Annotated in this window: 11 protein-coding genes; all 11 read right to left on the bottom strand. The window is 44.4% G+C overall.

Annotated features, from left to right (window positions below; all coding sequences use genetic code 11):
* Positions 1 to 92: 92 nt before the first annotated feature.
* A complete protein-coding gene (locus tag GKG43_RS05000) occupies positions 93 to 5,213 on the bottom strand; it encodes a glycoside hydrolase N-terminal domain-containing protein (RefSeq protein WP_129878820.1) in 5,121 nt (1,706 codons plus the stop codon).
* Positions 5,214 to 5,280: 67 nt separating this feature from the next.
* Complete coding sequence (locus tag GKG43_RS05005; protein WP_129878822.1) at positions 5,281 to 6,348, bottom strand: uroporphyrinogen decarboxylase family protein; 1,068 nt, start codon at positions 6,346 to 6,348, stop codon at positions 5,281 to 5,283.
* A gap of 84 nt (positions 6,349 to 6,432) precedes the next feature.
* Positions 6,433 to 7,239, bottom strand: a complete 807-nt coding sequence (locus GKG43_RS05010; protein WP_347561959.1) for a carbohydrate ABC transporter permease — start codon at positions 7,237 to 7,239, stop codon at positions 6,433 to 6,435.
* Positions 7,232 to 8,128 (bottom strand): sugar ABC transporter permease, encoded by an 897-nt coding sequence (locus GKG43_RS05015; RefSeq protein WP_347561960.1) that lies wholly within the window; start codon positions 8,126 to 8,128, stop codon positions 7,232 to 7,234. The genes GKG43_RS05010 and GKG43_RS05015 overlap by 8 nt, the downstream gene beginning before the upstream one ends.
* A gap of 74 nt (positions 8,129 to 8,202) precedes the next feature.
* A complete protein-coding gene (locus GKG43_RS05020) occupies positions 8,203 to 9,522 on the bottom strand; it encodes an ABC transporter substrate-binding protein (RefSeq protein WP_055151699.1) in 1,320 nt (439 codons plus the stop codon).
* A 509-nt stretch (positions 9,523 to 10,031) separates the two neighbouring features.
* Entirely contained in the window at positions 10,032 to 10,958 is a 927-nt protein-coding gene (locus GKG43_RS05025; protein ID WP_129878824.1) for an AraC family transcriptional regulator, read from the bottom strand.
* A gap of 122 nt (positions 10,959 to 11,080) precedes the next feature.
* Positions 11,081 to 13,006: a 1,4-alpha-glucan branching protein GlgB gene (gene glgB / locus GKG43_RS05030; protein ID WP_050639383.1), complete on the bottom strand. Its 1,926-nt coding sequence runs from the start codon at positions 13,004 to 13,006 to the stop codon at positions 11,081 to 11,083.
* Between the two features lie 173 nt (positions 13,007 to 13,179).
* Positions 13,180 to 16,995 (bottom strand): hypothetical protein, encoded by a 3,816-nt coding sequence (locus tag GKG43_RS05035; RefSeq protein ID WP_243125821.1) that lies wholly within the window; start codon positions 16,993 to 16,995, stop codon positions 13,180 to 13,182.
* Between the two features lie 1,055 nt (positions 16,996 to 18,050).
* Positions 18,051 to 19,232 (bottom strand): thiolase family protein, encoded by a 1,182-nt coding sequence (locus GKG43_RS05040; protein ID WP_050639382.1) that lies wholly within the window; start codon positions 19,230 to 19,232, stop codon positions 18,051 to 18,053.
* Between the two features lie 71 nt (positions 19,233 to 19,303).
* Positions 19,304 to 20,143 (bottom strand): 3-hydroxyacyl-CoA dehydrogenase NAD-binding domain-containing protein, encoded by an 840-nt coding sequence (locus GKG43_RS05045; protein WP_129878826.1) that lies wholly within the window; start codon positions 20,141 to 20,143, stop codon positions 19,304 to 19,306.
* 18 nt (positions 20,144 to 20,161) lie between these two features.
* The gene (locus GKG43_RS05050; RefSeq protein ID WP_050639380.1) at positions 20,162 to 21,769 is read right to left on the bottom strand and encodes a CoA-transferase; all 1,608 of its coding nucleotides are present in this window, start codon (positions 21,767 to 21,769) and stop codon (positions 20,162 to 20,164) included.
* Between the last annotated feature and the right edge of the window lie 5 nt (positions 21,770 to 21,774).

Below are 21,774 nucleotides of genomic sequence, written 5' to 3' on the forward strand. Positions count from 1 at the left end.
AACTGCATATAAACTTTATCTAATTAGGCATTCCTCCGGTGCTTCTTTTTAATGCGCCTGCGGAACATGTGTTAGTAAGTCCCCTGCGTATTCTATTTTCCGCTTCTCCTGCGCTTCATTATAAGCACTGCCAGAATAGCAATTACACAAACTCCGCATACGGCAAATCCCCAAATAACATTGGTCTGGTCACCTGTTTTCGGTGTCACTTTGTCAGAAGAGGCTGCACCTGGTTTTGAGGTACTTCCTGGCTTAGAGTTGTTCCCCGGTTTGGATGGATCCCCTGGTTTAGGTGTGTCTCCTGGTTTGGATGTACCGCCCGGATTGTCCGTATCTCCGGCCTTTGATACGGCAAATTCACTATCCGCCCTTCCATCTTCAAACAGAATTGCCACCGTATGCTTTCCGGGTTCCAAGCCGTTCATAAATTCAGGCTTTAAAGTTACAGTTGAACCTTTATGATCCACGGTCAGATACTTTTCTTCTACAGGTTTTCCGTCTACTTCAGTGCCGGTATACTTATCGAAAGGAGCATCTACCTTAACCGTCAGTCCGTCTTTATCTCCTGTCTGCCATGATTTATCTGTCTCACCGCTTACAATCCCGTATACTTTTTCTTCTGCATTAATCCGGACAATATTACTTACCGTTCCGTTTACTTCACAGTAATAATAGGTTGTCCCAATCTCTGCAGTCACTTCCAGCCGGCTGTCATTCTCACCAATTAACGCTGCACCGTTTGTTGAACTTACAGTATTCTTATACCATTTATAACCCGGGTCAGTAATATTTTCTGCAGCTGCCGTAAGAATCACCTTATCACCTGCAGTTATGGTCTCTTCGCCTTCTACAGTTACCGTTACCTTTGGGCTGGCAGTATAAATAGAGGCTTCTATCTTAGCATCTTTTATTTCCACATAATCTTCTGCCTTATCTGCATCTTCACCTTTTGAAATGGTAACAGTAAAGCTGTAGGTTCCGTCAGTACCTTCCGGATCTTCCATAGTTCCTTCGCTTGCCGGAATTACTTCCCCCATCTCCAGTACGGTTTCTACGTCATCTGGTATAATAGCATCCAATTGAGCCAGAACATAAGCTTCTACAAGATCCTGCGTGTTTGCTGTATCCATAGAAATGGTCCAGTCGTTCTGTAAGGCAAATTCTTTTGCCGCTGCAACGTCCATCTCGTTCTGCCCCTTTATATCCTCTGCTATGCTGACGTTTATTATGTAATCTTTAACAGTAACGCCATCCTCTGCAATTACGGAAAAGCTCCATGTTGCACCCTGATCTGCTGTCTTAAGATCCTCTACTTTGGCCTTTTCATGTTTCAGTGTAATCACAATATCGCCCGGGTCTTCTGTAAGGCTGGCACCAACTGGCAGTACCACATTGATTACATTCTCTGCAATAACCCCTTTGGTGCCGTTCACCTGAACCTCAGTGATACCTGCTTCATCAGATAATTCCGGAATCAACTTATAATTTGCAGTAAAAGCTGCATCATTAGCGGGCATTGTAAATGTAATGCTGCTCTGTGTATTATCGGGTATTTCAACGCCTTCTACCGACCAGTTCTTAAATTGTTTCCCTTCTTCTGCCGGATCTGCTGTTACCGTTACTTCCTGGCCTACTTCATATTCACCCGCTCCGGTTCCGCGTATAACGCTAACTGTGAACTTCGGCTTCCGATCCTCAAGTCCTTCTCTTGCAGACTTCAACGCTTCCTTTTCCAGATCAATATCTGCCTGCGCGGCGTCAAAATTATTAATAACTGCCAGGGCTGCTCCCATGGCGTCTTTTAAGGCTGCCCAGCTTTCCGGCGTAAACTGATTCTCATCAGTAATTTCCAAAGCCTTATTATATTCTTCAATCAGAACTTTACGGTCTGTTACTGCCGGAACATTTTCATATATATTAAAACCATCGGCATCAAACTGCTTTCCAAGAGTTTCAATGATCAGGCTATGCTCGCCGTCTTCCAGGCCAGAAGCAGAATATGTAACAAGACCGTATCCTTGCTTCCCATCTGGGCCGACACTTTCAGCAATAACCTCACCATCCAAAATCAATTTATAATTACCGATATGATCGCCACAACTGCCGATAATATCAAATCCTGTTCCTGTGAAGTCCAGTGCTACCGTTTCCCCTGCATTACGCGTCCAGGTTATTGTTCCGTTAAAATGCTTTGCTTCGTCCCATGGAGACCAGCCGCCAGAATATTGCAGTCTGGCATCCCTGTCATCAATGCTTTCTTTTATCACATCTGCACCGGCCTCTACCAGCAGTTCTACAGATGCGGTTGACCTGGACTCTCCTTCTATGGCTGCTGTCACCAGAACCTTTCCGCCTCCGATCGCGGTGACAACACCATTTTCATCAACCGATGCTATTTTTTCGGCGCTTCCTCCGCCTACTTCTTTGATGCTCCATTTATACTCCGCATTTTCTTTTTCACTTTTTGCCGTGAGCTGAAGCATCTGGCCTTTTTCTGTCAGTACCTTCAGATCGTCTTCTGTTTCAATTGTAACTTCAGTGATAACAAAGTTAAAGGGCACCATCGCCAGTAATGCCGCAGAGATCGCATCATAATCATTGCTTTCCAGCGCTGCCCGAAGAGCATCCTTACTTTCTTCGGTATACTTACCTTCCAGTTTTTCCTCTGCCTCATAAATCAGTTCGTCAAGAGTCGTACCCGCACGGTTTACTGTAAAACGGGTATCCTCAGACAACACAACCGGTTCGCCTTTATACAGAACTCGTGGTGTTTCCCCTGTCGGCGAATCAATTACACAATTGATAAGCTCTCCGTTTTCCCAGGTCAGGCTTAACTGATACCCCCCTCTTGCACGAATTCCCTTTACTGTACCGCTGCTCCATGCTGACGGCAGGTTCTCCATAAGATTGATCTGGTCAAATCTGCTGTCTACCACAGATTCAGCAATAGAACTTGCGACCGGCATCCACTGCATAACAGCAGCATGTCCATATCCCGTTCCTACAACTCCACATGTCATATTGGCAAAAGCAAAATCTTCAAAGCCTGCCCGCATTGCCATCAGAGATCTGTCAGGGTGCGTACCGCCGTTTGCAGTAATCCAGCGCTCAGTCTCTGCCTGCTGTGCATAGTAAAGCTCCGGAGTATCTGCTTCATTAATATTGATATGTCCAAGGAACAGGCCAAGCAGATGAGAGGCATGTCTGTGGTATGCGTCCCCGATCGAATACTCATTATACCATTCTTTCAGCCTTCCGGTCTCCTCATCAATAAACATTTCCAGCGGCATCATCTGGCTTCTTGCCTCAAGAACCCGCTCTAACAAGGCTTCATCATAGGAGATTCCCGCATGCTTTAAATCCTTAGCTCCGTTTTCCATCATGTTAAAGAGATTGTAGTAGAGAAGTGTATCGCTCACCGATGCCACATCAAATGCACTCTTTGTATTGTCAACCCAGTACCAGTGCTCGGGCGAACCTGACGGCGCCACAACCTTGTAGCCTTTCAGCTCTCCGTTAACTCCATCAACATCAATCAGAGTACTCAGGGCAAATTTAGCTGCACCTTCCAGCAAAGGATAATACTCTTTCAAAAGTTCAATATCTTCTGTAAAGTCATATTTATCATACAGTGAGTCCAGCGCCCAGATGCCGCCTGCGAGCCATGAACCATACTCAACCGTACCGCCCCACATTCCGGATTTTGCCCAGATTCCGGTAAAATGGGACATCATCCATGCGCCATCCTCTGCACCGTATATATCCTGCGCCGTCCGCTGCCCGGTCTGTTCATTAGTCCAGCTTGTTATGTAGTTATACTGGCTGTCAGAGGAATCCGACAGATTTCCCGCTCCCTTGATTGCCTGCATCTTCTCCATATTTTCATTCAGGAAATAGGCGCCTTCATTCGGGCCCTTCCAGGATGTTGACCACATACCCAGCAGGCCGTGAGGCATTACTGAATTAGCCCTTTCACAGGAAATACTGATGTACCTTCCATACTGATAGTTGCGGGCATACTCATACGGGCTGATCTGTGAACCATTTCCTGCAGTAATATTACTGCCATCCATATCAATCCAAAATCTTCTGAACAGGGAGCGATACTCTTCCAGATGTCTCTCTCTCAATTCCTCATAAGATTTCTCTGATGCATTATCCATCGTTGTCCTTACCTTGCCGCTGTAGTCTACACCGCTGTTTGACGGATCAGTAAACGCATCCTTAAAACTGGTTTCACACGTATAGAGTACAAGAGTTTCTTTTGCGCCTGATACCTTCAATGTCGTGCCATCTGCCTGAATATCTCCGCCATCCGGCAAAACAATCTTTGCTCTTGCCTCTAACAGTGTTCCCCTGTTTTCGTCCCAGCGGTCTGCTCCAAAGTCATACGGTGCACGCTGCGTCATTACGACTTCATTTTTTTCCGTATCTACGGTAACTTTATTATACTCACTTTTTCCTACTGCATAATCATGCAGTTGAAGCGAAAGCTCCATTCCCATAGGTGAATCCGCCTCATTCGTAATCCGGGTCACCATGACATTGTCCGGATTGCTCATGAAAGTTTCTCGCAGATAAGCAACGCCGTCCTTTTTAAATCCAATTTCAGACGTTGCCGTGTCCAGATCCAGAATACGGCTGTAATCCGTTGTACCCGTCAACTCCGGAAATGCCATTTTCATACGTCCTGCAGAAATAAATGCACTGTGCAGGTCTGCCAGCCACATATCCTGTGTCGTACCTGAGATAGACTCCATTAAAGTGTCTCTTTCTTCTTTGCTTATCCCTTCTGAATAAGCCTGTTTCAGGGTATCTACCAGCTTATTATAAGCTGCTGAACGTGTCTCCGGGGAATTCTCGTATCCCTCATTCCCTTCATATAAGTAGTCTCTGTATTCCGGATCGCCTGACCAGAATGTTGAGTGGTTCAGAGGAAACACAACCTCCTGTACTCCTCCGTTCTGCCTGACCGAAAACAGCCCGTTTGCAAGAGGGGTACCCATATATCCGGAATTTGCGTTGGTCTCAGGCCCTCCCATATCAATCCGCAGTTTAGACCAGTCTTCTTCACCTGTTGTACCGCTTTGTGACATATTAAACTGCGCTGGTTCTTCTGCCTTAACAACTTCATAATCTCCTGATACGGCCAGTAATGAAGCCATACAAAATGCCATACCAAGGGAAATGATTCTTTTTGGTATTCCTTTCATCTCTCTCCTCCATTATCCGTACCAGCAGTTTTCTATAACCGCTGGCACATAAACTCTCACCCAGACTCTATCCTCTCGTCTTATACTCCCTGCATGCCTCCACATAAGCAAGAATATTCTCCATTGGCACTTCCGGCTCCAGCATATGTGTCGGCGCCACCATAAGGCCGCCCTTTTCACCTGCAATATCCAGGTTTTTCCACACCTCCGCCTTTACTTCCTCCGGTGTCCCAAAGGGCATAACCGTCTGTGTGCCTATCGTTCCATGGAATGAAATCCGGTCTCCATATTTCTGGTAAATTTCTTCAAAATCCATGCACTCACTCTGAATTGGATTCAGCACATCAACGCCTGCATCAATCAAATGTGGTATCAGCGGTTCTATGAATCCGCAGGAATGATAGAAAATAATAACCTCAGGGTTGATTGCTTTTACATGATCGATCAGCGCCTTCAGCCTTGGCTTTATCCATTCACAATACAGATCTTCACTCATCATAATTGTATGCTGCATACCAATATCATCCCCGAAGAAGAGTGCATCCACCCCCGCTTTTACATAGGATTCCGCACGGACTTTCGCCATTTCCAGAGCTTTGTCAAACATAAACTCTGCCATATCACTGCCTTCCATCATGTCGCAGAAGAGTTCTTCCATACTTCTCAGATACCAGGAGATCTCCCAAAGTGTAATCTGCATATCACCCAGCGCTATCAGATCACGTTTTTTCGCATCCTCCACCTGTTCCTTCTGATGTTCCTTATATCCATTGGCAAAATCGGGGAACGGGTAAGCCTGCAGATCCTCCAGACTCTCTGCATTCTCCAGCGGATGCCGCATATATGTCATATGCATACTGTTGGGGGAGGATTCGTGTCCGACTCCCCACTTGTCTATTTCCCCCTTTTCAGCCAAAGGCGGATTAAAAAACGGACGGTATATCTCAGTATCATGATCAATTAATCGGATATCTTCTATTTTCTTCCATGGAAATCCAAAGTACTCTTCATAATCGTCTGTTCCGAACCGCTCTTTTATTTGTTCCTGCAAAGAGGGACAAAGCACAAACTCAACGGGTACATGCTCATATCCTTTTCTCCTAATCAAAGATATGAAATTTTCTCTGTTTGTCATTTAAATTCTCCTTACAATTTATTTTTATAGCCTTCCAGTTTCTTTTATCCGTATTTCGTTCATTTATCGTATACTTAAAAGTATTTATTTTACAGCGCCTGTAATCCCCTCGGCAAAGCTCTTCTGCAGAGCAAAGAATACGATTACGGTAGGCAGCGTACAGATCGAAACCGCCAGCATGAGCATGCCATAATCTGTTACATATCCTGCTGTAAGGTTTGCCACCAGCATCGGCATCGTAATACTTTCTTCTGTAAGCATAATGACCTTTGGCCATAAATAATTGTTCCAGGCATTCATAAATATTATCGTTGCCGCTGCCGCATAAGTTGAACGCATTGTTGGCATAAACATACGGAAAAATATCTGAAGTGCATTTAATCCATCGATTTTTGATGCCTCAATGATATCATAAGGAAAGGACCGGGCACTCTGCCTGAAAAACATAACCATCAGAGGCGTGGATATTGTAGGCAGTACAAAGCCTAATGCAGTATTGAGCAGTTTGGCCTTCGAAAACATTTGGAACAAAGGTATCATAGTTGCAACAAAAGGCACCATCATGGCCATTAGAATCACAGCCATTAGTATATCTTTCGCCTTGTCATGATATATTTCGAACCCATAGCCGGCCAGGGAGCAGACCAGCAGGCTGATAAATGTCAGGATAACCGCATATCTAAATGAATTCCACAATGCAGTTCCCACAGACTGATTTGCCAGCAGATTTTTTAAATTTTCTATGAGGTAGGTCCCCGGAAATAATTTTCCATTAATAATATCAATACTTTTGTTCGTAGCTGATACCCCCATATATAAAAACGGGAACACACTGATTACAGAAGCTATAATCAAAACAATATATGGTACAGATCTTTTTGCCTTAATCACGCTTATCACCTACTTTCATCTGAATAAATGCCATAACAGCAACCATTATCATAATCAAGAAGGACATTGCTGCTGCATAGCCAAAGTTCGGCACATATTTAAAGGAAACATTATATATGTAATGTGACATGGATAATGTCGCATTTCCAGGTCCGCCGTTTGTCAGGTTCACAGATTCATCGAAGAGCTGCAGTACTCCGTTTACAGACATGATGGCAGTGAGTACAAGAGTCGGCTTCAACAGAGGAATGGTAATTTTCCAAAATTGCTGGAAGGCATTCGCCCCGTCGATCTTAGCTGCTTCATAAACCGATTGCTCTATATTCTGAAGACCGGATAAATAAAATACCATATTATAGCCTGTCCACCGCCACACCATAGCAACAATAATGATGATTTTCGCGCTCATCGGATGACCCAGGAAATCATAAGGCGCAGAAAAAACCCCCGTATTTAACAAGATTAAATTGATCAGGCCATCTGCTGCAAACAATGACTTAAACACGAGAGAATAGGAAACAAGCGAAGTCGCACAGGGAAGGAATATGCATGTCCTGAAAAATCCCTTGCACCGTAGATTGGGCTTGTTAAGTATTGTAGCCAGTATCAGTGCAAACAGTATCATTACAGGTATTTGTATTAGGTAAAATAGTGTATTTGTCAATGTTTCCATAAACACTTTATCCTGGAACATTCTGACATAATTTCCTATTCCGTTAAACTTGGTTCCCGCACCTACTCCTGTCTGAAACGATATAAGAAGTGCTTTGAAAATCGGAATAAAACTCATAAACAAAATCAGTATTGCCCCGGGAGCCAGAAATGCCCAGCCCGTCAGGCTGCCCCGCCTGCTCAGAGTCATCCTCTTCTTTCTTTTCTTGTTATCCACGCCTTTGCCTCCTTTAATTTAAAATGGACCAGTTTGACCCCAAACTGATCCATCTCTAAGCATATCAGGGTTCTTTATTTACCCATACTAAATTCTACTGTATCTTGTGCAGTCTTTAATTCAGAAGGAATGTCAGCTCCGTTGACCACGTTGCTCAGAGCTGTTGCCACTGCATCTCTTGCATCAAAGTAATACATACCGGTAATGTTGCTTGGAACCTCGCCTGCATACTTTGTTATCTTCTCATAAATTGCATCCCCGTTAAAGAACTCCTGCGGTTCTGCATATACTGCACTGTCGCCTGCCGGAAGATACGTTGTCAGGGCGCCTGTAGATGGCAGAATGTTTTCATAAAATTCTACGCTTCCCGCAAATGTCTTATTTAAGAAATCAATTGCAAGTTCCGGGTTTTCGGAATTGGAGGTAACTGCCCAACTGGATCCGCCGTTACTTGAATAATTAGTTGCGTTATCAACGCCGTCCATCTTCGGCATGTTTGTAATCGCCCATTTTCCGGCCTGGTCTTCAGAACTCTGAATCGTTCCAAGGATCCAGCAGCCATTAATTGTACCTGCTACATTCCCCTTAGTAATGGTTTCAACGTAAGCATTCCAGTCATTTACCAGCTGAAGAACTCCTGTTTCAACAAGTTCTGCGTATATTTCCAATGATTTTTCCAAAACCTCATTGTCTGAAAGATTCGCACTGCCGTCTTCCTTGAACATAGACTCGCCAGTTGACTGCAGCATCTCACAGATCAGGTCAGGCTCTCCGCCATATTGTGTCATTAGCGGCTTTCCTGTTGCCTCTAAAACCTTTTTCCCGTTTTCTATGTACTGATCCCATGTAATATCTGTAAAGTCATCAATTGTCAGCCCTGCCTGCTCCAGGTAGTCTGTCCGGTAGCAGCCGATACATGTCCCATTATCAAACGGAACCCCATAATTCTTTCCGTCAACAGTTGAGAATCCCACTTTACCAGGGCTGAATTCACTGAATTGTATTCCAGAATCAGTCAAATCTACAAAAGCATCCGGATAGCTTAATGTGTTTTTCTGAAACGCATTATCCTGTATCAGCAGAATATCCGGCAGAGTACTTAAATCGCCTGATGTAGCTGCCGTCGTCAGTTTTGTCTGTACATCCTCCCATGGAGTCTCCACAATGTTAAGTTCAAAGTCCGGATTCTCCTTTTGATATATTGCCTCGGCTTCTTCCAAAGCTACAATACTGAATGCAGGATCCCAGCACCATATGGTCAGGCTGTCTCCCTTACTGCTTTCTTCACTCGTTTTTTCTTCCTTTGCCGTGTCTGCTTTTTCGCCGCCTCCACACGCAATAAGTCCGCCGGCCATAGCAACTGTAAGTAAAAGTGCGACAATTCTCTTCTTCATTTTCTTTCCTCCATACAAATTAATGTGCTGCTTTTGATTCATTTAGATCCATTTCTTTTGGATTTAAACCATTATACCGGTATATCTTTAGACCAGTCAGAATATGTACATATTGTATAAATTCTAACTTGTCCGTTGTTTGTTTATGGATATATTATACCATTCACATTTTCCCTATTGTTATCATTAATGCTCGTAAAAAAAGCAAATTCGACCATTTTCATTATATTAACAGCAAAATTCTGAATAAAGTGGGAAAGCCCACCTCAACTCCCCGCCCCCTCACTCATGAGGGGCTTGCACACTTTAGCGCCGCCGCGATGCCGCTTTGCGGCTATATACCTTATCGCAGCGTGTGCATCCCCCGGAAGGTTTTATATAATGGGGGTGTCTATTTCCCGACAGTCCCATTATATAAAAAATGGAGCCTTGCACCACAGATGATTCCTCATTCACATTGCAAGACTCCGCTTATTTATCCACATTCCAGCTATATAAACCCTGATTTTTTAAAATTCCCATCCCTTTTTCGCATGAACCTGATATTTTCTCCGCCCCCCTAAACCTGATGTTATCTGCTTCTTCCACTGATAAGGGCTTATCCCTATAATTTGTTTAAAGTTTCTGTTAAAAGTAGACATCGTCTGATACCCCACCCGGACAGCCACTTTTTCCATATGGCAGTCTTCCTTTTTCATCAGGTCGCAGGCTGCCTGCACACGTATGAGATTGATATATTCTACAGGCGTCATATTCATATCAGATTGAAAAAGCCTGCGGAAATGTGTCTCACTTAAATGACAGCATTCCGCCAGCTCATGGATCATGATATCCTCTTGATAATGATCATTAATATACTCCAAAGCATACACAATCTTGCTTTTGTTAACTGATCCGACCGACTGCACATCCATTTCTTTTATCCTCAGGACCTGCAGGACAATATTAACTAATGCACATCGTATAGAATCCTTCGCGTAATTCCCACCTTGACTGGTAAGTTCAAAAATCATTAATACCAGGTTGCCCAGATACGGTACCTGATCTATAGAAAATACAAATGCATTTTTATTTATACTAGTCCTAATCTTTTCCCCTTTATATATGTTGTCGCTAAAAGCCTCCAAAATAAGCTCTTCTGAATCAAAATACAAAAACTCCCACTGGCTGCAGCCATCACTGATCGTTGTATGTGGATAATTCTGAGGTATAAAGGTAAAGGACCCGCCTTGATAATCAAGACTTTCTTTATCTAACACCACCTGGCCCTTTCCATTATAACAGTAACCAATTTCTGCCATATTATGAAAATGAAGCGCCTCATTTCCTTCCCCATAATCACGATTCCATTTTTCTCCTGTCAATGCAATAACCGGTTCCTGGTCAGGTTTTTCATAAAACCGGAACTCAACGCATTCTTTTTGACTTTTCCCCATCACAATTCTCCTCAAAATTCTTTTTATCTGATCTTCCTATGAGGCGTCGGCCGTTATATATAAAAGTGGTACCGCTCAATGACAATGTGAGCCATTTTACGGTACCAAAATTATTAATTAACTTAAAATTCAAATACAGCTACCCCATATCCCGGCAGCGGATATGCAAAAGAATACTTCCTTCCGTCACATTCCTGTTTCTCAGCCTTATAAACCAAAGGTCTCTCCTCACCGCTTCCGCCGTACTCCTTATCATCACCGTTCAATACAAGCTTATACTGTTTCCGTCTCGGAACGCCAACCCGGTAATCCGGCCTGTCAACCGGCGTAAAATTGCATACAAACAACAGATTCTTTTTATTGTCCTTTGAATGCCTAACAAAACTGAAAATACTACGGAACGTATCATCCTTGTTGATCCATTCGAACCCTTCCGGATCCGCATCCAGCTCATAAAGCGCTTTGTTCTTCCTATATAAATGAAGCAGGTCGCGGTAGAATCTCTGTATCTGCTGATGCGGCTCCTCGGAAAGCAAAAACCAATCCAGTTCCCGTTCTTCGCTCCACTCCCTAAGCTGAGCAAAGTCCTGTCCCATAAAGAGCAGCTTTTTCCCCGGATGCCCGATCATAAACGCATATGCTGCCTTCAGATTCGCAAACTTATCAAAGCCTTCCCCCGGCATCTTATTCAGCATGGAGCACTTTAAATGCACCACCTCATCATGCGAAAGCACCAGTATATAGTTCTCACTGTAAGCATACTCCATAGAAAATGACATCTGATAGTGTGCATTCTTCCTAAACAGCGGATCCAGCTTCATATACTCTGTAAAATCATGCATCCAGCCCATATTCCACTTCAGGCTGAATCCCAGCCCGTCATCCTCGGGAGAACCTGTCACTTTCGGCCATGCGGTCGATTCCTCTGCAATCATCATCGCACCCTGGTTCCTGCCCAGAACAACGGAATTCAAATGCTTGAAGAATGCGATTGCTTCCAGATTCTGATTGCCGCCGTACTTATTGGCTACCCACTGTCCGTCCTGCTTGCCGTAATCCAGATAAAGCATAGACGCCACCGCGTCTACTCTCAAACCGTCCACATGATAATGCTCGATCCAGAACAGCGCATTGGCAATCAGGAAATTCTGAACCTCCGGTTTGCCATAATCGAAAATCTTAGTGCCCCAGTCCGGATGCTCTCCCTTTTTAGGATCCGCATACTCAAAGACAGGCGTGCCGTCAAAATCAGCCAGCCCATGTGCATCCTTCGGGAAATGTGCAGGTACCCAGTCCAGGATAACCCCGATCTTATTCCGGTGCAGATAATTAATCATATAAGCAAAATCTTCCGGCGTACCATACCTGCATGTAGGCGCGTAATATCCGGTCACCTGGTATCCCCAAGAGCCGTCAAAAGGATGTTCTGCCATCCCCATAAGCTCTACATGGGTGTACCCCATCTCTTTCACATACTTCACAATGGCTTTGGCAAAATCTCTATAGGTGTAAAACCCTTCGTCTTCCCTGCCCGGATGTCTCATCCAGGAACCCAGGTGCACCTCATAAATAGCCAGTGGATTTTGCCTGCTGTCCCAGTCCTTCCTTGCTTCCATCCATTCGCCGTCCGTCCATGACAAATGCGAAATGTCTGTAATTCTGGAAGCCGTCCCCGGACGCATCTCCGCATAATTGGCAAATGGATCTGCCTTGAAGAGCCGTTTTCCCTGGATAGTCTCTATACAGAACTTATATAAATCCCCGTCCTGAACCCCGGGAATAAAACAGGTATAGATTCCCTCGGGTTCCTGTCGTTCCATATAATTCTCTTCAAAGTCCCATTCGTTGAAGTCACCCACTACAGACACACGCCTTGCATTCGGCGCCCATACCGCAAAGTAAACTCCTTCTTTTCCCCTCACTGTCACCTTGTGGGCACCAAGCTTTTTATAGATCTCATAATGTGTCCCCTGGCCGAACAGATACTGGTCTAATTCCCCAATTTCATAAGGCTTCACTTTCTTTTGTACGGTTTTATTCTTTCCCATAAGCCCACCTCACTGCTCGTATTTTATATGTTCAATTATACTTGATATGACCGGAAAAGGAAAGAGAAATCCTTCTCTGCAAGTCACAGAGTTCTGATACAGAATGTTCCAAAAATATTTACCGTCCGGAAATAAAACAGACAGACTCGGCAGAATCTGTCTGTTTTTCACTATTATATATTAAAATCCTTTTCTGACAAGATAATCCTGTCAGCATCATCCGTATTTTTGCCAAATACTCGTTTTACCAGCTTCTTAGCAGATGCCTTCTGAGAATGCTCCATAGCCTCATCCATGACTTCCTTAACTTCAGCTACTGTAACTGCATGATCCTCTCTCTGAAGTGCATCAATCCTGCTGTATAGTGCAAGAATTCCCATCTCATCGATTCGGTATCCGTTCTCCTGGGCATACGTCTGGCCGAATGTTACAAGCTCATCGTTAATGAAAATCGGCACTTCCAGACGGCTTGTAAACTTCCTGCGGAACTCCCTGTTAGAAGAAAGCAGTCTGTCCAGAGGCTTTCTCTGTTCCTCCAGAACCACCATCATCTCTCCCGTATCTCTTTCCATCGCCTTATTCAGCCTTGCCACGGTCTTTTCATTCAGCTTCCCAGCCTTCTCAATGATCAGAGCTCCGCCGTACAATTTTTCAAAAATATCACTGATCTTCTTCTTATTCAAAGAATCGCCCGTAACGATTGCAACCTTACCCTGTCTGATGTTTCTTTGCTTCTGGATTGCTTTTACAACGTCCACAGCCAGAACTGTTTTTCCATTCCCTTTATTTCCAATAATGAGAAGGTTGCCCGTTTTGGAAGTTCCATTGCGGTTTGAACAGTTATGATCCTGTTCAAGTACATCCACAAGCTGCTCACTCATGCCGCGTACCGGAACAAAATAGGAGAATAACTTTTTCTGCTCCTCGGTAAGTCCGGCCCTTGTCCCGATCCCGCTCTGTGTCTCCAGATCATATCTTCCATGGACGACAAATCCCGTGTCTGACATAGAAAGGGCATCGGATATCTCATTGAGCGGAAGCGGCGCAGTCTTGCCTGTAGCAATCATCTTAGCGGTCTCTTTCCGGCTCAGCGGGGTCGTTGCAGACATAATATCAATACCGTCATCATCGTCTGGAATCTCCCTGTCGTCAAATCCCTCCGCATGCTCCGGATTCGGGCGGAACTCTTCTTCCAGCCCAGCCGCTATATCTTCTATATCATCAGAAGGCTCCTCTGCATCGTATTCTGCCAGTTCCTCCTCATACTCATCATAGTAATCCTGATCATACTCTTCTTCATATGATTCTGTCCCGGCATCCTCGTAGTCTTCCTCATATGTTTCACCGTCATCAAACTCATCTTCAGAATAATCTTCTTCGTACTCCTCTTCAAATTCATCCTGTCCGTCATATCCGTCGTCATATTCATCATCATAGAGTTCATCGGCTTCTTCATATTCTGCCGTAAATTCCTCTTCTTCGTCTTGATAGGATTCCTCTGCATCATCGTACTCTTCTTCATAAGAGTCTTCATACTCGCCGGCATAGTCATCCTCATATGCCTCTTGTTCTGTCCTTGGAGCAAACTCATCAACTTCCTCTGGAAGATCGTCAATAAAGCCTTCCATATCTTCCTCCAGATCGTCTGAAGCATCCAGGAACTCTGCAATATCGTCGATACGGAGCTGCTGCGTAATTGCTCCCATATTCTCACGTGGTTCGTTAGCCCGTCCCGCCGTTCTTCTCACCGGCTGAGGCTCCTCAGGCAGCACCCCCTCAATCTCATCTATCAGTCTCTGAATATCCGGCGGCAGTATCGGTTCCGCATTTTTCTTCTTTTCTTCCATCTTGTCCTCTTCTGCCGGTTCCTTCTGCTCATCATGTCCCATACCCATCAATATATCTTCGATGCTGAGCTGGCCTTCAACCTGATCGTCATTCACCGGCTTTTTATTCTCCTGCTTAATATTATCTGCTTTTGCTGCTTCTTCTATTCTCTCAGATTCTTCTACATCTGGCTCCTCCTGAAGTTCAACTTCTTTTTCTGTGAACGGTTCGTCCTCCGGGAATTCTTCCTCTGCATCCTCCAATATGTCTTCCTCTGAGAATTCTTCTTCTATACTATACGGGTGTTCCTCGACCGGCAGATCATCCGTAGAATCTTCCCCTATTTCATCCTCGTTAAACTCCTCTTCTAAACCATACGCAGACTCTTCTTCCGGCAGATCCCCCGTGAAATCTTCCAGTAATTCGTCCTCGGTAAATTCCTCTTCTAAACCATAATTGGACTCTTCCTCCAGCAGTTCTTCCCCGGAATCTTCCAGTAATTCGTTCCCGGTAATCTCTTCTGCTAAGTCATATGCCGGCACTTCTTCCGGCAGCGCTTCCACTGGCTCTTCCTGTAACTCTTCTACTGCGTGTTCTTCCACTGGCTCTTCTTCAAGCAGTTCCTCATAAGAGTCCTCCGACAGCTCCGCTGCCTGCTCTACCACTGGTTCCTCTTCAAACAGTTCTTCTTCTGAATCTTCCAGCAGTTCTTCCTCCAACGGCTCTTCCTCTGTATCCTCTAACGCCTCTTCATCCCATGGTTCTTCTGCAGAATCCACATCCTCTTCCAAAGGCTCCTCATCCCAAAGCTCCGCTTCTGCCGATTCCAGAACTTCTTCCAGTAAATCGCCGTCAATACCTTCCGTCTCTGCTGTCTCTTCTAAGAGTCCCGCTTCCGCCGCCCCCTGAGCTTCCTCAGAGAATACCTCGCTGATAATTTCCTCTGCCGCTTCCTGCAGTTCTTCATCCGCAGCTTCGATTGCCGCAGTCTCTTCCTGAGACGGATCTTCCTCTATATCATCGGAGAGTTCTTCCTCCAGAGGTTCCGCTTTCAATTCTTCCAAATCTTTGTCAAAGTGAATCTCTCTTTTACGCTTCACTGCATATTCATTTACAAGTTCCAGATCAATTACTGATTCGATCTCCTCGATTGCCGCCTCAAGCTCAGGCACATCTTCTTCTTCAAGCTCTTCCTCTTCTGGCTCAGGTTCTTCCTTTTTAGGCCGCAAAAGACTCTGCAGAGCATCCTCCAGCTTCATCCTGCTGCCAATTCCTTTTTGCTCCAGTCTCTGCACCGTCTCATCTACCGGAAGGTCATCCGGCTCCTCTTCTGTCTCCGGCATCTCCTCGTGATTCGGCTCCCGCTCTGTTGAATCCTCTTCAGCCGGAACCTCATCGTCATCTGCCGGTTCATACACACCCTCATCTACTTCTGCCGGCGCGTCCGTGTCATCCGCCTCATCACCGTCCAGCTCGTCTGACGTCAGAGCTGCCTTCCTCGCCTGATATTCTGTCAGGTCAGGAAGTTCTTCTGTCTCTGATTCAATCTTTTCGTAGCGATGGTCATACTTCTCCTGCTGTGAAGGTGTCAGCTGTTTATACTGCATCTTGAGTTCCATCGCCTTATAAACAAACTTCCCTTCGCTGAACCACAGAATCAGGTCGTCGCATTCCTCCAGACACTCTGCCGTCATACCGGCCTCCTGATACAATCTGGCCAGTTCATACGCCCATTCTTCAATGTACTCTGCCTTCTTAAACTCCTCGAGAGCCTCAATCTGCTGCTCAACCGGAGCCCTTCTGGCTCTTAATATCTTGTATCTCAAAATATGCTGGTTGGGATCCTTCGGCGCAACCTGCATAAAATCATCATAATAGTCAATGGCTTCATCCACATTTCCCGTTTTAAGTGCCAGAGCGCATAAACGATAGATAACCTTCCTGCTGCCTTCTGCACGATGATAAGCAATATTCAGAACCTCATAACTCTTCTGATTGTCCCCGTTCCTCTCATATATGTCACTGACATTCGTCAGCATAGTGGCGTTTCTGACTCTCTTCCAGTCGATGGTATCCGCAATCTCGGCGGCTTTATTATATGCACCGCTTTCCATAAGTTCAAGCATCTGTTCTGTCTTTAACTTATATTCGTACTTATCCACTGCACTCACCTCGTTCATATAATATTATTTATATCTTTTATCCGGCATACGCCCGTTTATACGCACATGTGCAGATAATTCTGTCCTTAGTTTACCATAAGCCCTCCTCAATGTCAAAAAAATGCATCCTCAATTAACATTGAAGATGCATTTTAAGACTTATTTAATTTTCTCATTCTATATATTTTATAAATCGGAGGAATCTCCTGATTTACGTTCCTGTAAGACCTTTACCGCTTTGTTTATTGATGCTTCAGTCTGTTCACTAAGACTGGCTTATTAAACCTCCTGTCCTTCAATATACAAATCGATTATACAACTAGAACCCAATCACTTTCGCTCTTGGTATCGATTCATAATTCTAAAGCATAACCTTAGGTTATTCATCCTATAGCTGTTTGGTTCCCGCAGTATTGTTAACAATATTCCGGCATCCTATTAAGCTATTTCTTCTATAACTATGTACACTTTTTATGAAATGATATCCTGTTAATGTTTCTTTACACATGTCAGGAACTCTGTTATATGTGGTATCTATATTCAATACGTCTGCAAATGGTAAATCGTTGATTTTAATCCAGCTTCAGAACTCTCCGATTAAATCCTTTTCATTCTTCTTTTGTACTGGATTCCTTTATCTTATATCGGTAAAGGTCTCTTCTTCACAGGAACTTCCATTTGCCGTACCACTAACATATTGATTAATAAATGATGTCGAATTGTCCATTGGACCTTTCCTCCTTCATCTGATATTTTAATCTAATGGAACATTTTTATTTATGTCCATTCAGATGATTTCCTTTGAGATATCTTTTTCTTTTTTATTTATCTCTCTTGGATTAGTTAGATAATATCATACAAGCTCATCTTTGTCAACACACTTTATTCTTTTTTTATAAATTAATCAATAATTGTGTTAATTTCACATATTTATCAGATTATTTTGGAAATCAGAATTTTTTAGAATTGGGTATGGGGCGCTGTGCGGATTATCTATTTCCCGACAGCGCCCCATTTTCGGACTCAATCTAAACAACTTTTAGCGGTATCATCTCTTATTCACATTTTGTAAAGTACATGGAAATTCCCTGTCCTCCGCCAATACACATACTGATCATCGCATCTTTCTTATCTGTATGCATCAATTCATACATCACCTTTACAGTCAGCATTGTACCGGTCGCGCCAATCGGGTGGCCGATGGAGATACCGCCGCCATAAATATTTACTTTTTCAGGATCCAGTCCGAGATCTCTGCTTACTGCGTATGCCTGGCTCGCAAATGCCTCATTAATTTCAAACATATCGATGGATTTCAGATCCAGACCTAATTTTTCCGCCAGCTTCTCACTGGAGAACTTCGGTGAATATCCCATCAGTTCTGCATCAAACCCTGCAATTGCATAACCTCCGATTTTTAACTTCGGAGATACTCCAAGTTCTTCTGCTTTTTCTTTTGACATAACGACAACTGCCGCCGCACCATCATTCAAGGTGGAAGAGTTTGCAGCTGTTACCGTACCGCCTTTTACAAAGCAAGGCCGAAGCTTTGCAAGTTTTTCCATACTCTGCCCATCTCTCGGTCCTTCGTCTGTATCAAATATTGTTACATTTCCTTTACGGTCTTTTAACTCTACCGGAAGAATCTCATCCTTGAACTTTCCTGCTTTGATTGCCGCACAGGCTCTCTGATGGCTCTGTACTGCAAACGCATCCTGTTCTTCTCTTGTTACGTGATATTTTTCAGCAACATTTTCTGCTGTTACACCATTATGATTTCCGTCAAGCGGCCATGTCAGGATATCAATCACACCATCTTCAAACACTTTGTGTCCCATTCTTGCTCCCCAGCGGGCATCCTTTACATAATACGGAAGCTGAGAAATATTTTCAGAACCACCTGCCACTACCACTTCTGCCTGACCTGTCTGGATTTCCATCACAGCCTCTGCAATGGACTGCAATCCGGAACCACACTGACGGTTTACAGAATATGCAGTTGTCTCTTTTGGCATTCCTGCTTTCAAACTGATTGCTCTTGCAGCAAATCCATTCTCTGCAACCTCCCCAACCTGCCCTATGATTACTTCATCTACGACCGCCGGATCAATCCCCGCACGATCCACTGCTTCTTTTACTACCATCGCACCCATGTCAATTGCTGAAATATCTTTTAAACTGCCGCCATAACTTCCAACCGGAAGTCTAACGCCGCTGACTACTACTACTTCTTTCATCACTGTCTCTCCTCTCACCCAGCAAAGGGGTCTGACCCCTTTGCCCTTCGTTTTCTGAAATTTCTGAAATCTTATTCGTATTTATAGAATCCCTGTCCGGATTTTCTTCCAAGATGTCCTGCTTTTACCATAGTCTCAAGCAATGGACATGGTCTGTACTTGCTGTCATGGAAACCGTTGTACAGTCCTGTCATCGTTGCAAGCATAACATCCACACCTACAAAGTCTGTCAGCTCCAATGGTCCCATGGGGAAATTGCATCCCAGTTTCATTGCGTTATCGACATCTTCCGGTTTGCAGCCTTCCATTACCATGAATGCTGCCTCATTCTGCATCGGTACAAGTACGCGGTTTACGATAAATCCCGGATATTCCGGTGCATCTACCACTGTCTTTTTAATCGCAATTGCAAATTCTTTTACTTTATGGTAAGTCTCATCTGCAGTTGCAATTCCGCGAATCAGCTCTACCAATTTCATAACCGGAGCCGGATAGAAAAAATGTACCCCCATTACTTTGTCTGGTCTGTTTGTTGCTGCTGCGATTTCTGAAATACTTAATCCTGACGTGTTGGACACTATCAGAGTCTCCGGATCAGCCAGTTTATCCAGCTGCTCAAATACGGATTTTTTCAGATCGATTTTCTCCGGAACTGCTTCGATAATCAGATCTGCGCCTTTTACATCCTCCATATTACTGCTGTATGTCAGTCTTTCAAGTACTTCGGCTTTCTCTGCTTCTGTAATTTTTCCTTTGGCAATTTTCTTTACAAATATTTTCTCTATGTTCTCCTTTGCCTTTTCAATCGCTGGTTTAAACACATCAATATTCTTCACTTCATATCCGGCCTGCGCACATGTCTGTGCGATACCGCTTCCCATAAGTCCTGCACCAATTACTGCAATTTTCATTCCCAATTACCTCCCAATTTAGTCAATTCGTTTTCCCTTTATTTTCAAGGATTTTTCTTTTAACCTTAGTCCAAACGGACCATCCTGGATGAATAATCTCTCATCCATCAGCTTCAGCTTTGGGCTGACAAGCGGCTGAAAATCCATCATATCCAGCACCTGTGTCTGTAAATCTATTCCCGGCGCGATTTCTATCAGTTCCACGCCCTCTTTACAGAGACAAAATACTGCACGTTCTGTTACGATCGTAACTTCCTGGCCTTTTTCTCTGGCCATCGGTCCGTTGAAAGACAACTGTGCAACCTGTTTTACCATCTTGCGGATTTTTCCTTCCTGTAAAATGGTCAGCCTGCCGTCAGCAAACTGATATTTTGCTCCGCTCGCCGTAAATGTTCCGAGAAATACTACTTTCTTCGCATTCTGCGTAATATCAATGAAGCCGCCTGCACCTGTACATCTCGATCCCATCTTGGTCGAATTGACACTGCCGTCCTCTCCAAGTTCTCCAAGCCCCATGTATGTAATATCGACACCGGCTCCGTTGTAATAATCCATCTGCTCATGATGTCCGATCATTGCATACAGGTTCTGACCGATCCCAAAATCAATCCCTCCGGCCTGGACTCCTCCGTAGATTCCTGACTCTACGGTAATCATAATATCATCGGAAACCCCTTCTTCATTGCACACTTTTCCGACCATATCATTTGGAATTCCTGTTCCAAGATTCACGACTGCACCATCATATAATTCCTGCGTTCCTCTTCGGGCAATGAATTTCCGTTCATTAAACGGCGCCGGAGGAATATTGCCCTGCGGTACCCGTACCTGTCCGCAGTACGACGGATCAAAATACCAGGAAGAGGTCTGCCGGTGGTCTTCCCGGGGGTTCTCACAGACAACAATATCATCAATAAATACTCCCGGGACCGTCACATCCTTCGGATTGATAGTACCTGTCTGTACAACCTGTTTGACCTGTGCGATCACGATTCCGCCGTACCTTTTGGCAGCCAGAACCGCCGGAAGCACTTCCAGTTTCATAGCCTCTTCGGTGGTTGTCAGATTTCCCATCTCATCACAAACCGTACCCCGGATTACGCATACATCAATCGGTATCTGTTTGTAAAACATGTACTCTTCACCATCATATTCGATGATATCTACAATATCTTTCAGCGGCTTTGTCCGCTCATTCATCTTTCCGCCTTCCACACGTGGATCAATAAATGTTCCCAGTCCGACTTTTGACATTTTTCCCGGCAGGCCACATGCCATGCTCCGGTATAGCTGTGCAATCTGGCCCTGCGGCAGACAGTACGCCTCAACCTGGCTGTTTGCAATCATGTCCATCCAACGCGGCTGCAAGCCCCAGTGAGAACCGATGATTTTGGTTACCATACCTTCGTGTGCCAGATGTTGAATTCCGTCTTTGCGGTCACTCTGCCCACAAGAGTGAAGCAACGTCAGATTTGACGGATGTCCTGTATCCAGATAGCTTTTTTCCAGTTCCTTTAAAATAGATTCGCTGGCACTTACCAGTGTCATCGCAATCGTACAGACAGTATTGCCGTCCTTTATCTTAGCAGCCGCTTCCTTCGCACTCACAAAATTTGCTTTCAGCATAACTT

The organism is Eubacterium sp. BIOML-A2 (assembly GCF_009680135.1).
Taxonomy (GTDB): Bacteria; Bacillota; Clostridia; order Lachnospirales; family Lachnospiraceae; genus Faecalicatena; species Faecalicatena contortus_B.